Below are 13,649 nucleotides of genomic sequence, written 5' to 3'. Positions count from 1 at the left end.
CCTTAGCTCAACGTCTGGTGCTGGTCGGAGGTCGAATCGGGCCCGGGCCCCGGCCTGCGCGCGCCGGTCGCGCGGGGTTTTCCGGCGAGGTCGTAGTGTAATTGGATGTCCACGAACCCTCGGGCGGCGAGTTCACGTTCCATGGCCTCCACCTGAGATTCGGCGTGTTCCATGAACAGGGCGCCACCGGGCCGTAATAACCGCACCGCTGTGTCCATGGCAGCGCTTGGCAGGGCCATGCCGTGGTCCGCTCCCCCGTACAGGGCGGTGGGAGGGTCGTAATCCCTGACCTCGGGATCCGCGGGGATGTCCTCGGGCGGTACATAGGGGGGATTACTGACGACCACGCAAAAAGTCCCGGCGTACTCGGAGTCGTACTCCCGATAGTCGGTTCGGGTGAGCGTGACTTTGGAACCGCGGAGATTTCGCTGTGCCCATTCGAAGGCGGATTCCTCTTTTTCCACCGCGAAGACGCGTGTGGTGGGGTCCTCCGTGGCAATGGCCAGTGCGATGGCACCGGAACCCGTTCCCAGATCCACGACCCGGGGACGCGGAACTCCGGCTTCCCGCCACAACCGGGCCTCGTCCAAACTCAGTTGGACCAGGAGCTCAGTTTCCGGGCGGGGCACGAACACCCCGGGCCCCACTGATAGTTCGAGCTGTCGGAACGGGGCGTGACCGGTCAGGTGCTGCAACGGGATGCGCTGCGCGCGGCGGGCCACCAGTTCTCGGAAACCCGCGGGTTCGGGCGCCCCCAGGATGGCCTTGGCCTCGACCTCTCCCCTGCTCAGCCCCATGAGGTGAGCTGCGAGGAGCACGGCGTCGGTCTCGGGTGACGGCACACCGGCTCCCGCAAGCTCACCGTGCGCCCAACGCAGAGCCTGGGCAAGGGTAGCTTCCACCGCGGGTCAGTCCTGCTGTCCAGCCTGGTCTTGACCGAGGTGTTCCAAACGGGTCTTCTCGTCCAACTCGATCGCGGAGTTCACCACGGGCTCCAGGGCTCCGTCCAGTACCTGGTCCAGGTTGTAGGACTTGTACCCCGTGCGATGATCAGCAATGCGGTTCTCGGGGTAGTTGTAGGTGCGGATGCGCTCGGAACGGTCCACGGTGCGCACCTGCGACTTACGCACGGCCGCGTTCTCCGCGTCGATCTGCTCCTGCTGGTGGGCCAGGATGCGGGCCCGCAAAACGCGCATCGCGGCTTCGCGGTTCTGCAACTGGGACTTTTCGTTCTGCATGGCCACCACAATGCCCGTGGGCAAGTGGGTGATGCGCACGGCGGAGTCGGTGGTGTTCACGGACTGGCCACCGGGACCGGAGGAACGGTAGACGTCAATCTTCAGGTCGTTCTGGCTGATGTCGATCTCATCCGGCTCATCGACTTCCGGGAATACCAGAACACCGGCTGCCGAGGTGTGGACGCGCCCCTGGGATTCCGTGGCGGGCACACGCTGCACGCGGTGAACACCGCCCTCGTACTTCAACCGTGCCCACGCACCGTGCTCGGGGTCGTTGGAGGTGGACTTCACAGCCAGCTGCACGTCCTTGTAACCGCCCAACTCGGTGGGGGTGGACGAGAGCACCTCGGTCTTGAACTTGAGCGACTCCGCATAACGCATGTACATGCGCAGCAGGTCACCGGCGAACAGCGCGGACTCGTCCCCGCCTTCACCGGCCTTGATTTCAAGAATCACATTGCGGCCGTCATCCGGATCCCTGGGGATCAGTTTGCGGCGCAGCACTTCCTGGGCGGTCTCCAGTTCGGCTTCCAGAGGGGCAACCTCCGCGGCCAGTTCCGGGTCCATGTCGCCGAGCTCACGCGTTGCTTCAAGGTCCTCGGAAAGCTGTTCCACCCGTCGATGGGCTTCGACAATGCCGTTGAGTTCGGAGTACCGCCGGCCCAGTTTGCGGGCCTTGCCCGCATCTGCGTGCACGGCGGGATCCGCCAGTTCACGCTGCAGCTGAGCATGCTCATCCAGCAGCGGCTGAACGGGATCGGACATTGAAGGGTCTCCTATCGACGGGTGGAACGGAACTGCGACGAGTTCTCGCTAGTCCTTGCCGTTGGCCAGCGTGGTCTTCTGAACCTGCAGCAGGAACTCAGTGTTGGACTGCGTGTCACGCAACTTGTTGGTGAGCAGTTCCAGAGCCTGCTGCTGTTCCAGACCGGACAGCACGCGACGCAGCTTCCACATGATCTTGATCTCGTCTGCGGAGAGCAAGTTCTCCTCGCGGCGGGTGCCGGAAGAGTTGACGTCCACCGCGGGGAAGATACGACGGTCCGCCAGCTGGCGGGACAGGCGCAGTTCCATGTTGCCGGTGCCCTTGAACTCTTCGAAGATGACCTCGTCCATCTTGGAACCGGTCTCCACGAGAGCCGTGGCCAGAATGGTGAGCGAGCCACCGTTCTCGATATTGCGTGCGGCTCCGAAGAACTTCTTGGGCGGGTACAGCGCCGCCGAGTCCACACCACCGGACAGAATGCGTCCGGAGGCGGGAGCGGAGAGGTTGTATGCACGGCCCAGGCGGGTCATGGAGTCCAGCAGGACCACCACGTCCATACCCATTTCCACCAGGCGCTTTGCGCGCTCGATGGCCAGCTCGGCCACGGTGGTGTGGTCGTCTGCGGGACGGTCGAAGGTCGAAGCGATGACTTCACCCTTGACCGTGCGCTGCATGTCGGTGACTTCCTCGGGACGCTCGTCCACGAGCACCATCATGAGGTGCACCTCGGGGTTGTTGGTGGTGATCGCGTTGGCGATCGCCTGCAACATGAGGGTCTTACCGGCCTTGGGCGGGGACACGATCAAACCGCGCTGGCCCTTACCGATGGGTGCCACCAAATCGACCACGCGGGGACCGATCTTCTTGGGCTCGGTCTCCAGGCGCAGACGCTCCTGCGGGTACAGCGGTACCAGCTTGGAGAAGTCGGTGCGGTCCTTGTTCTCCTCGGGCTTGCGGCCGTTGACGGAGGTCAACTGCACGAGCGCGGAGAATTTCTGACGCGAGCTGTTGTGCTGTTCGCCTTCGCGCGGTGCACGGATGGCACCCACAATGGCGTCGCCCTTGCGCAGGTTGTTCTTCTTGACCTGGGACAGGCTCACGTACACGTCGGACGGGCCCGGGAGGTAACCCGAGGTGCGCACGAACGCGTAGTTGTCGAGCACGTCCAGGATGCCCGCCACGGGCAACAGGACGTCGTCCTCGGTGATCTCCACGTCATCCACGTCAGGGCCGTTGTTGCGGTTACGACGGTTACGACGTTCGTTGCGATCGTTAAGGTCATTGCGATCGTTGCGATTGCGGTTACGACGGTTGCGACGCGAGTTGCCATCACGATCGTTGCCGTCGTTGTGACGGTCGTTGCGATCATTGCGGCCGCGGTTACCGCGCTCGTTACGGTCGTTACGGTTCTGACCGTCCTGCGAGGAATCCTTGCGGTTAGAGTCCTGCTTGTCGTCGTGCGAACCCTTGTCATCGCGGGACGAGTTGTCCTGGTCGTTGGACCCGGACTTGTCATCGCGGGAGTTGTTGCCGTCCTTGCGGTCGCCACGATCATTGCGATCATTGCGGTTGCCGCGCGAGCGCTGGTTACGGTTGCCACGATTCGAGGAATCCTTGGAGTCCTCGTTCTGCTGGTTCTGAGAGTTATCGGACTGCTCGCCCTGGTTCTCCTGACCGGAGTCCTTGGACTGCTGATCCTGGTTGTCCTGCTGGTCCGAATCCTTCTGGTTCTGATTACGGGAACGATCCCCGCGGCCGGAAGCGGATGCACGGCGGGAACGGCGCGAACCGGACTGACGCTCGTTCTGTCCCGAGCGGTTCTCGCCCTGGGAGTCGCTCTTCTGGTCATCGCCCTGGTTCGCGGAACCCGAAGCGGCGTCGGCGGACTTCTCGTCCTGAGCCGGCGCGGCGCTTTCCTTGGGCGCGTCCTTGGAGTCCGCGGAATCCGACGACGACGCACGGCGGGTCGATGCCTTGCGCGCGGTTTCCGAGATCTTTTCCTCCACGGCCTTGTCGCGTTCGGCTACGGCTCCGCCACGCTGGTGGGCCTCGATGGCCTCCACGAGCAGTGACTTGCGCATGCGACGAGCGCCGGTGATACCCAGCTGGGAGGCGAGGGCCTGCAACTGAGCAAGTTTCAGCCCGGACAAACCAGTGTTCTGGGGCTTAGAGTTTTCCGTTCCCTGTTCGGGGGCGGTGGTTTCTGTCACGAAGGTTCCTTCTGACTCGATGGGGGCCGTGGCAATGACATCGCACACTGACCCGACGATATTGTTGTGGGCCGCCAACTGCGGGCCACGTTGAATGCGTGCAGAGTGCACGCGAGAAATCAGCAATGAGGTCCTCTGATTCCTTTACTGCACCAGTGCCGGTCACATGAGAGAAGTGACCTGGTCAGCAGGAAAAGGAATCGCATTGAGGCGACGCATTCGAACAACAGTGACGCCCGGTCACGATTGCTGACTCGAATGCGGGACTCCGCTTGAACCGCGTGGGCGAACCCAGGGCCTATTGCGTGGATACGCCCACTTTAGCACCCTCAGCGGGAACGCGTAGTGCCATAACACGCCACGACACGTCCGCACTGTTGTGGGTATGGGCCTCAGATTCCGGATCCGAGGTGATTTCTTCGATCGCCGAAATCACCCGTTCCGCTTCCTGTGTGCCGTTGGCAAGGGTGAGGACAGTGGGTCCGGCACCGGAGATCAATGCCGCGAACCCGCGCTCACGCAGCTGCGTCATCAATTCGAAGCTCGGGCCCATGGCCTGGGCACGGTACGGCTGATGGAGCAGGTCGAACGTGGCGGGCAACAGGTATTCCGGACGATGACTCAGCGCCTCGACCAAGAGTGCGGCGCGCCCGGCGGTGACCGCCGCGGTGCGGTGGGCCACCGAATCCGGCAGCAATCCTCGTGCCACAGAAGTGGCCACCTCGAAGTCCGGAATTGCCATGACGGGAATGACGTCCTCGTGGACGCGCACGGGCACGCTCACGAATTGACCGTCCTGTTCGAAGGAGACCGTGAGCCCCCCGTACAGGGTGGGCGCCACGTTGTCAGGGTGGCCTTCCAGCTGGGAGCACACCTGCAGCACGGCGTGGTCGTCCAGTCGTGTGCCCTCGGAGAGCAATGCATTGGCAGCGAGTACACCCGCCACCACGGCTGAAGCGGACGAGCCCATGCCGCGCCCGTGGGGAATCTGGTTGTGTGCCTTCAACCGGAGGCCGGGCAACGAACCTGCACCGGCGGCGTCGAAAACCGCCTGCATGGAGCGAACCACCAAATGATCCGCGGTCCGCGGCACGTTCTCCGAACCTTCGCCCGAAAGCTCGAATTCGAGACCGGAGTCGATACGGGTCACGGCGAGTTCGTCGTAGTACCCGAGGGCAAGTCCCAGGGTGTCGAAGCCCGGTCCCACGTTGCCGGTGGATCCTGGAACCCGCACCGAGACGGTAGTTCCGGGTCCGGCCACTGCCTGTTCGTTCACGACGTCGGTCACTCCAGCCCCAGGGCCGCCGCCACGGGGACGACGTCGAACGGAACGCGCTTGGGCTCCACGGCGCTGGGATCCTCGGCCTCCGCGCCCTTGATGGCCCACTGCGGGTCCTTCAGGCCGTGACCGGTCACGGTGATCACGATGGTCTTGCCGCTGGGCACCTCGCCCGCGCGCTGCTTCTTGAGCAGGCCGGCCACGCCTGAGGCGGAACCGGGCTCCACGAACACGCCCTCGCGCGAGGACAACCAGCGGTGGGCTTCGATGATCTGCTCATCGGTGACGGAATCGATCAATCCGCCGGACTTGTCACGAGCCGCAATTGCGGTGTCCCAGGAGGCAGGGTTGCCGATCCGGATGGCGGTGGCAATCGTCTCGGGCTCGGTCACGGGGTGACCCAGCACGAGCGGGGCAGCGCCGGCAGCCTGGAAACCCCACATGGTGGGCGTGTGAGTGGACACGGGGTCCAGGATTTCGCCGGAGGTTGCCGGGGTCTCCGCCGCGTATTCCTTGTAGCCCTTCCAGTACGCGGTGATGTTGCCCGCGTTTCCGACCGGGAGCACGTGGATGTCAGGGGCGTCGCCCAGGGTGTCCACAACCTCGAACGCCGCCGTCTTCTGACCTTCGATGCGGTACGGGTTGACCGAGTTCACCAGGAACACCGGGTAGGACTCCGAGAGTTTGCGCGCGACTTCCAGGCAATTGTCGAAGTTGCCTTCGATCTGGATGATGTCCGCACCGTGTGCAACGGCCTGGGACATCTTGCCCATGGAAATCTTGCCCTCGGGCACGAGCACGGCACAGCGCATCCCGGCCTGCTTGGCATAGGCCGCGGCAGCCGCGGAGGTGTTGCCGGTCGAGGCGCACACCACGGCCTCCGCGCCCTCTTCCTTGGCCTTGGTGATGGCCATGGTCATGCCGCGGTCCTTGAAGGAGCCGGTGGGATTCATACCCTCGAACTTGAGCCACACGGAGCTGCCGGTCAGCTCGGACAGGGCACGAGCCTGGATCAGCGGCGTGCCACCCTCACCCATGGTGATGACCTCGGTGGCCTCGGTGACCGGCAAGCGGTCCTTGTACTCGTTGATGACGCCCTGCCAGACGTGTGCCATGCCGGTTTCTCCTCGACGCTGTGTGACGGTGGGTGGCTGAGCACCCGTTTCAAATTGTTGGACGCCCCGCGGGGCGGTGGAATTAGTCGCCGGTCTCCACGGGAATCACCGAGAGCACCTCGGCCACCACGGGCAACTCTCGCAGTGCGCCCACGGTGTCCATCAGATCACGGTGGCGGCCCGTGTGAGTCACCAGACGCAGCACGGAGATGGCCTGGTCCTTGGTGTCCTCGGTCTGGTGCATGGTGGAGATCGAAACCCCGTGGTCCGCGAAGACTTGGGCGATCTGAGCCAGCACACCCAATCGGTCCTTCACGGTCACGGTGATGGCCATGCGCGTGGTCACGTTGTCCATGGACACGGCGGGCAGCTTGGCGTGATCGCTCAGCGGGATGCCCTCGGCACCGCGCGCAATCGCGCGAGCGGCGGACACCAGGTCGCCCAGAACGGCCGACGCCGTGGGCTCACCTCCAGCGCCCTGGCCGTAGAACATGAGCGAGCCGGCGTTCTCTGCCTCGACGAAGACCGCGTTGTACGCACCGTGCACTCCCCCGAGTACGTGATTGCGGGGAATCATCACTGGGTTGACGCGCAGGTTCACGCCCTCCTCGGTGCGCTCACCCACGGACAGCAGCTTGATGACGTAACCGGCTTCGGCCGCGGTGGCGACATCTTCCGCGGTAACCGCGGTGATGCCCTCACAGTGGACGTCGTCCAGGGTGAACGTCGAGTGGAAAGCGAGCGAGGCAAGCACGGCGGCCTTGGCGGCGGCGTCGTGACCCTCGACATCGGCGGTGGGATCGGCCTCGGCGTAACCCAACTCCTGGGCCTCGGCCAGGGCGTCGTCGAACGCCGCGCCCGTGGTGTCCATCTGGTCCAGGATGAAGTTGGTGGTGCCGTTCATGATGCCCAGGAAGCGGGTGACCTTGTCGCCGGCCAGCGAGTCCCGCATGGGGCGAACGATCGGGATGGCGCCGGCCACGGCGGCCTCGTAGGACAGCTGGGAACCGGACGCAGCGGCGGCGTCCTGGAGCTCACGGCCGTGGGCGGCAAGCAACGCCTTGTTACCGGTCACCACGCTGGTACCGGCGTTGAGCGCACGCAGAATACGTGTCCGGGCGGGCTCGATGCCGCCGGTCAGCTCCACCACGATGTCCGCGGCGTCGATTACGGAATCCGCGTCCGTGGTCAACAAATCGCGCGGAATCTCATAATCTCGCGGCGCGTCCACGTTACGCACGGCCACGCCCACGAGATCGAGCGTGACGCCCGAGCGCAGGGCCAGCTCGTCCTTGGAATCGAGCAGCACGCGGGCTACCTGGGAACCCACGGTGCCGGCGCCCAGGAGGGCAACCTTCAAGTGGGGTGTCTCTTGGTGCGAAGTCGCTGAAGTAGTCATTGCTCCTGATATTCCTTGGGGGCTTATTCGGCGCTCGCGCCGGTGTCCCGGGCCAGCAGATCGTCGACGGTCTCGGTACGGATCAGCACCTGGACCCGTCCTTGAGAGTCCACGCTGATCATTCCTGGTCGCGTGAGCCAGTTGTAGTTGCTGGACAGAGCCCAGCAGTACGCACCGGTCACGGGTACCACCAGCAGGTCACCGGCCGTGACATCCGCCGGCAGGTAAACGTCCCGCACCACGATGTCACCGGATTCGCAGTGTTTCCCGACCACGCGGCTGAGCACGGGATCCGCATCCGAGACGCGGTTGGCGAGCACAGCGGTGTAATCGGCGTCGTAGAGGACCGGGCGGGCGTTGTCGCTCATGCCACCGTCCACGGAGACGTAGCGGCGCTCCACACCGGGGCTGACGGTCACGGTCTTCACCGTGCCCACTGTGTACACGGTGCAACCGGAAGGACCCGCAATGAAGCGGCCGGGCTCGAACGAAAGGTGCGGAAGCGGCAACTCGGAATTCTTGAGCAGACCGGCGAGGTGCTCAGCGAGATCCGTGGCGATCGACTCAGCCGTACGGGGTTCGTCCGCACTCGTGTAGGCCACACCGTGACCGCCACCCAGATCCAGTTCGGGCAGCACCGTTGACCAGCGCTCGGCCACGGTTTCGCGCAGGGCCAGCACGCGCTCGGCGGCCTGGCCAAAACCTTCCGCCGCGAAGATTTGGGATCCGATGTGGCAGTGCAGTCCGCGTAGGTCCAGGTGTTCCCGCAGCGCCACGCACTGGGCGAGAGCCTGCAGTGCGGGCGAGTCCTCCCCCTCGACGGAAGGATTGAGCGACAGCCCGAACTTCTGGTCCTCGTGGGCCGTGGCGATGAACTCATGGGTCGAGGCGTGCACACCCGGGGTCACGCGCAACATGATGGGAGCGCGCACCGCAAGCTTCTGCGCGAGGTCCGCAACCAGCTGGATCTCCGGAAGGGAGTCCACCACGATGCGCCCCACACCTGTGTCCAGCGCGCGAGTGATCTCCGCGGCAGACTTGTTGTTACCGTGCAACGCGATCTTGGAAGGATCCACTCCGGCGCGCAGCGCGACTTCGAGTTCACCGCCGGACGCGGTGTCCACGTTGAGACCCTCGTCCTGGGCCCACCGTGCCACGTGCGTGTTCAAGAGTGCCTTGGACGCGTAGTAGACCTCCACGTCAACGCCCAGGGGAGAGAACGCGGCTTCGAAAGCCTCGCGGAACCCGCGGGCGCGGGAGCGGAAAGTGTCTTCCGAGATCACGTAGCTCGGTGAGCCGTAACGCTCCGCCAGTTCGGTCACGGACACGCCGTCCACGGTGACGCAGCCGCGATCATCACGGTCGTACTGCCCGGTGAAGACCTTGGGGTCCAGTGCGGCGTTGTCTTCGGGGACGGTCAGCCATCCCGGCGCCAGCGGGTGGGCGTTGTCTGTTGAACTCACGACATCACATCCGTTCCGGCGCACCGACGCCCAGCAGGGTCAGGCCGTTGGCCAGGACCTGCTGCACGGCGTCGTTGAGCCACAAGCGAGAGTTGTGTACCGGTTCGACCGGGCCGCCGCCCTGGGGTGCCACGCGGCACACGTCGTACCAGCGGTGATAGGTGCCCGCCAGAAGTTCCAGGTGGCGGGCCACGCGGTGCGGTTCGCGCAGTTCGGCGGCCTGGGCGACCACGGAGGGGTACTGCCCCAATGCGGCGAGCAGGTCTGCTTCGCGAGCGTGATCGAGCAGAGCGGCGTCGAAAAGATCCGATCCGTCCTCTGCCACGCGACGCACCCCGGCGGCCTCAGCGTTGCGCTGCACGGCGCAGGTGCGGGCGTGGGCGTACTGGACGTAGAACACGGGGTTCTCGTTGGAGCGCTTGGTCAGCACATCCAGGTCGATGTCGATATTGGAGTCCACCGAGTAACGGGTCAGGGAGTAGCGCGCGGCGTCCACCCCCACGACCTCCACGAGGTCCTCCATGGTCACCACGGTGCCGGCACGCTTGGACATGCGCACGGCCACGCCCTCGCGGACCAGATTGACCATTTGGCCGATCAGCACCTCCACGCGCTCCGGGGAATCCCCCAGCGCTGCGGCGACAGCCTTCAGCCGAGCCACGTAGCCGTGGTGATCCGCGCCCAGCATGTAGATGCACAAATCCGCCCCGCGGCCGCGCTTGTCCTTGAAGTAGGCGATGTCACCGGCAATGTAGGCGGCGTTACCGTCCGACTTGATGACCACGCGGTCCTTGTCGTCGCCGTAGTCCGTGGACCGCAGCCACCAGGCGCCGTCCTTGAAGTACATGGCGTCCGAGTCCTTGAGCTGTTCGACCAGCTGCTCGACCTGTCCACCTTCGAACAGGGAGTTCTCATGGAAGAAGACATCGAAGTCCACCCCGAACTCGTGCAGTGAGGACTTGATCTCCTGGAACATCAGCTCCACACCGTTGGCGCGGAAGACTTCCTGCGGATCCTCGGACTCCAAGGCGTCAGGGTGCTGCTCAAGCACACGCTGGGCGATGTCCGAGATGTACTGTCCGCCGTAACCGTCCTCGGGTGCGTCCTCGTTACGGGCACGAGCCAGCAGTGAACGCGCGAACCGGTCGATCTGCGCACCGTGGTCGTTGAAGTAGTACTCGCGAGTGACCTGGGCACCCTGCGACTGCAGGACGCGGGCCAGCGAATCGCCCACGGCAGCCCAGCGGGTACCGCCCAGGTGAATGGGACCCGTGGGATTGGCGGAGACGAATTCCAGGTTGATGGCAGTGCCGCTCAGAACGTCAGAGGTGCCGTAGGAGACGCCCTGCTCGACGATCGACTGCGCGAGCTCACCGGCCGCGGCGGCCTCGAGCTTAATGTTCAGGAAGCCGGGACCGGCGATGTCCACGGCGGCCACGCCGGGCACATTGCTCAAGCGCTCGACCAGGATCTCGGCGATCTCACGGGGCTTGCGACCGAATCTCTTGGACGCCTGCATGGCCACGGTGGTGGCCCAGTCCCCGTGTTCACGATTCTTGGGGCGCTCGACCTTCGCTTCGGGAAGCTCTGCACCGTCCACCAGGGTCAGATCACCGGCGGCTACGGCCTCGTGCAGGCATGCGGATACGGCAGCGGAAAGTTCTTCAGGAGTCACCGGACCAGTGTAACGGGACGAACCGCGCCCACCGATTCGAGTCAATTCGACTGCGGTGACGAACCTGCTAATATCGATCGAGTTGTTCACGGCCCGATCCAAGGGACCGCAAGACAGCCCCCGCCCGCGTAGCTCAGGGGATAGAGCGTCTGCCTCCGGAGCAGAAGGTCGTAGGTTCGATTCCTATCGCGGGCACTTTTTCGTTTAACGGCCCTTCTGGCGCCGACGACGCCGCCGCGTCACCCCGCCCCGCTCACCTCGCCTGCGCGCTGACGTACCGAGTAGAAAACCCCCGAACCGTTCGTTCGGGGGTTTTATCGTTCAGTCGCGATCGTTGTCGCTGTGGCGCTGCCGGGCTCGCAGCTGCGGGTTCAGCTCCAGGGGGTCGTAGTCGTGGAGCATCTCCCCCTCGCCGAATTGCTCGGCCACGTAGTCGTCCTCAGGATTGTGCGCCGGGGCGGAGGTGCGCCGCCGCGCCATGCCGATGATGCTCAGCACCCCGCCGATCAGCAGGGTGCCGAAACCCACGATGATCGTGGCCAGCGCGCTGCCCGTGAGTGGCACGGACGCGGTTTCCGAGGCTGCCCTCCCCAGGTGCACCAGCGCCGGCGGGAGGGTGAAGATACACACGAACAGGGCCAGCAGACCAGCCAGAGAGATCATTGATGTGGTGCGCTGGCGCCTGTTCGTGTTCACGGTGACTACTGTTTTCCTTGCTCTGTGACGCGGACTGTTTCTAGCAGCGTAGCGTCATCGAGTGTGGGTTCCCCGCTGACCGTTTGCAGTTTCTGGAACTCGGACAGCAGATCGGACACGGTGGATCTGGACTTCTGCTCCTCATTCAACTCGAACAAGATCTTGCCCTCGTGCATCATGATCAACCGGTTCCCCAGACGCAGGGCCTGTTCCATGTTGTGGGTGACCATGATGGTCGTCAGATGCTGTTCGGCCACCATGCGCTCGGTCAGCTCCGTCACGTGCTTGGCACGCTGTGGGTCCAACGCGGCGGTGTGCTCGTCCAGGAGCAGAATCTCCGGTGAGGAGAATGTGGCCATCAGCAGGGACAGCGCTTGGCGCTGGCCGCCGGACAACAGTCCGACCTTGGCGCCCAGCCGATTTTCCAGTCCCAGTTCCAACTTGGCCAGTTCATCCCGGAACTGTTGTTTCCGCGAGCGCGTGACGCCCATGGACAGCCCTCGGGACTTGCCGCGCCGTGAGGCAATGGCCATGTTCTGTTCGATCGTCAGGTTGGGTGAGGAACCCTTCATGGGGTCCTGGAACACTCGAGAGATCCAGCGGGCCTTCCGGTGCTCTCCCAGCTTGGTGACCTGCTCACCGGAGACCTCGATGCTCCCCGTGTCCGGGATGATCGTCCCGGACACGGTATTGAGCATCGTGGACTTTCCGGCGCCGTTGGAGCCGATCACGGTGACGAAGTCCCCCGGTTCCACGGTCAGGCTGACGCCGTCCAGGGCCACGCGTTCGTTGACGGTGCCGGCGAAGAACGTTTTTCGCACGTCGTTGATGGTCAACATGGGTTATCGCCCCTCTCCGGTTCGGCCGCCCACGGTGGCAGGTGTCCCTGCACCGGGTTCCACGTCGGTTTGAACCTTTCGCGCTTCGCGATCCTTGCGACGCGCGTTCCAGCGTTTGAAGAACGTCAACTGCGGCAACACGAGCGCAATGACCACCAGCACGGCGGAGATCAACTTCATGTCGGACGGGTTGAGTCCCAGTTGCAGGGCCGCGGTGATGACCAGTCGGTACAACACGGATCCGAAGATCACGGCAGCGGTCGCGATGACCACCGTGCGCGTTCCGAAGATGCCCTGACCCAGGATCACGGAGGCCAGACCCACCACGATCAGACCGATACCCATGCCGATGTCCGCGAAGCCCTGGTACTGGGCCACCAGGGCGCCGGACAGGCCCACCATGCCGTTGGACAGGCACAATCCCAGAATCTTCTGGTTGTCCGTGTTCACCCCGAAGGACCGAATCATGTCCGGGTTGTCACCGGTGGCTTGCATGGCCAGTCCGGCATCCGTGTAGAGGAACCAGTCGAGCACGACCTTGACCAGTAGAACCCCTGCCAGCAACAGGAGCACACCCACAACGGATCCCTGCAGGCCCGCATCACGCAGCGGCGTGAACACGGTGTCTTCACGCAGCAGGGCGAGGTTGGCCTTGCCGTCCATCACCCTGAGGTTGATGGAGTACAAGGCGGTCATGGTCAAAATGCCGGCCAGCAAGCCATTGATGTGGGCTTTGGTGTGCAGCAGACCCGTGATGAGACCCGCGAGCGCACCGGCGAAGAATCCCGCAATGGTGCCCAGCCAAGGGCTGCCACCACCCAGGATGATCATGGCCGCGGTGGCGGCCCCAGTGGTGAAGGACTGATCCACCGTGAGGTCCGGGAAGTCCAACACACGAAACGTGAGGTAGACGCCCAGGGCCATCACGGCGTAGATCAGGCCGAGTTCGATTCCAGCAATCATGAATGC

Annotated in this window: 11 protein-coding genes and 1 tRNA gene; 1 reads left to right on the top strand and 11 read right to left on the bottom strand. The window is 64.3% G+C overall.

Annotated elements, in window-relative coordinates:
- Window positions 1-2: 2 nt before the first annotated feature.
- The 8 genes from prmC to argS form a co-directional block, all read right to left on the bottom strand.
- Window positions 3-902 (bottom strand): peptide chain release factor N(5)-glutamine methyltransferase, encoded by a 900-nt coding sequence (prmC, locus tag ABD283_RS01010; protein ID WP_344223204.1) that lies wholly within the window; start codon window positions 900-902, stop codon window positions 3-5.
- A 6-nt stretch (window positions 903-908) separates the two neighbouring features.
- Window positions 909-2,003, bottom strand: coding sequence for a peptide chain release factor 1 (gene prfA, locus ABD283_RS01005; RefSeq protein ID WP_344223203.1), 1,095 nt, complete (start codon window positions 2,001-2,003; stop codon window positions 909-911).
- Between the two features lie 48 nt (window positions 2,004-2,051).
- A complete protein-coding gene (gene rho, locus ABD283_RS01000; protein WP_344223202.1) occupies window positions 2,052-4,214 on the bottom strand; it encodes a transcription termination factor Rho in 2,163 nt (720 codons plus the stop codon).
- 298 nt (window positions 4,215-4,512) lie between these two features.
- Complete coding sequence (gene thrB, locus ABD283_RS00995) at window positions 4,513-5,490, bottom strand: homoserine kinase (RefSeq protein ID WP_344223201.1); 978 nt, start codon at window positions 5,488-5,490, stop codon at window positions 4,513-4,515.
- 8 nt (window positions 5,491-5,498) lie between these two features.
- Window positions 5,499-6,608: a threonine synthase gene (gene thrC, locus ABD283_RS00990; protein WP_344223200.1), complete on the bottom strand. Its 1,110-nt coding sequence runs from the start codon at window positions 6,606-6,608 to the stop codon at window positions 5,499-5,501.
- Between the two features lie 82 nt (window positions 6,609-6,690).
- Complete coding sequence (locus ABD283_RS00985) at window positions 6,691-8,007, bottom strand: homoserine dehydrogenase (RefSeq protein ID WP_344223199.1); 1,317 nt, start codon at window positions 8,005-8,007, stop codon at window positions 6,691-6,693.
- A gap of 23 nt (window positions 8,008-8,030) precedes the next feature.
- On the bottom strand, window positions 8,031-9,470 hold the full coding sequence (gene lysA, locus ABD283_RS00980) for a diaminopimelate decarboxylase (protein ID WP_344223198.1): 1,440 nt from the start codon (window positions 9,468-9,470) through the stop codon (window positions 8,031-8,033).
- 4 nt (window positions 9,471-9,474) lie between these two features.
- Window positions 9,475-11,145: an arginine--tRNA ligase gene (argS, locus tag ABD283_RS00975; protein WP_344223197.1), complete on the bottom strand. Its 1,671-nt coding sequence runs from the start codon at window positions 11,143-11,145 to the stop codon at window positions 9,475-9,477.
- 122 nt (window positions 11,146-11,267) lie between these two features.
- Here argS and ABD283_RS00970 point away from each other — a divergent pair.
- A tRNA-Arg gene (locus tag ABD283_RS00970) sits at window positions 11,268-11,340 on the top strand.
- A gap of 126 nt (window positions 11,341-11,466) precedes the next feature.
- Here the strand turns inward: ABD283_RS00970 and ABD283_RS00965 are convergent.
- From ABD283_RS00965 to ABD283_RS00955, 3 genes are read right to left on the bottom strand one after another with little or no spacing between them, the layout of a single operon-like run.
- Window positions 11,467-11,841 (bottom strand): hypothetical protein, encoded by a 375-nt coding sequence (locus ABD283_RS00965; protein ID WP_344223196.1) that lies wholly within the window; start codon window positions 11,839-11,841, stop codon window positions 11,467-11,469.
- Between the two features lie 5 nt (window positions 11,842-11,846).
- On the bottom strand, window positions 11,847-12,680 hold the full coding sequence (locus ABD283_RS00960) for an ABC transporter ATP-binding protein (RefSeq protein WP_344223195.1): 834 nt from the start codon (window positions 12,678-12,680) through the stop codon (window positions 11,847-11,849).
- A gap of 3 nt (window positions 12,681-12,683) precedes the next feature.
- Window positions 12,684-13,643, bottom strand: coding sequence for an ABC transporter permease (locus ABD283_RS00955; RefSeq protein WP_344223194.1), 960 nt, complete (start codon window positions 13,641-13,643; stop codon window positions 12,684-12,686).
- Between the last annotated feature and the right edge of the window lie 6 nt (window positions 13,644-13,649).

Source organism: Kocuria atrinae (genome assembly GCF_039531425.1).
GTDB lineage: Bacteria > Actinomycetota > Actinomycetes > Actinomycetales > Micrococcaceae > Kocuria > Kocuria atrinae.
This window is presented reverse-complemented; position numbering and strand designations above follow the sequence as displayed.

Excerpts from the sequence above, each read along its gene's own strand:
- prfA (WP_344223203.1), bottom strand. The coding sequence starts at position 2,003 with ATGTCCGATCCCGTTCAGCCGCTGCTGGATGAGCATGCTCAGCTGCAG.
- thrC (WP_344223200.1), bottom strand. The coding sequence starts at position 6,608 with ATGGCACACGTCTGGCAGGGCGTCATCAACGAGTACAAGGACCGCTTG.
- ABD283_RS00985 (WP_344223199.1), bottom strand. The coding sequence starts at position 8,007 with ATGACTACTTCAGCGACTTCGCACCAAGAGACACCCCACTTGAAGGTT.
- ABD283_RS00960 (WP_344223195.1), bottom strand. The coding sequence starts at position 12,680 with ATGTTGACCATCAACGACGTGCGAAAAACGTTCTTCGCCGGCACCGTC.
- ABD283_RS00955 (WP_344223194.1), bottom strand. The coding sequence starts at position 13,643 with ATGATTGCTGGAATCGAACTCGGCCTGATCTACGCCGTGATGGCCCTG.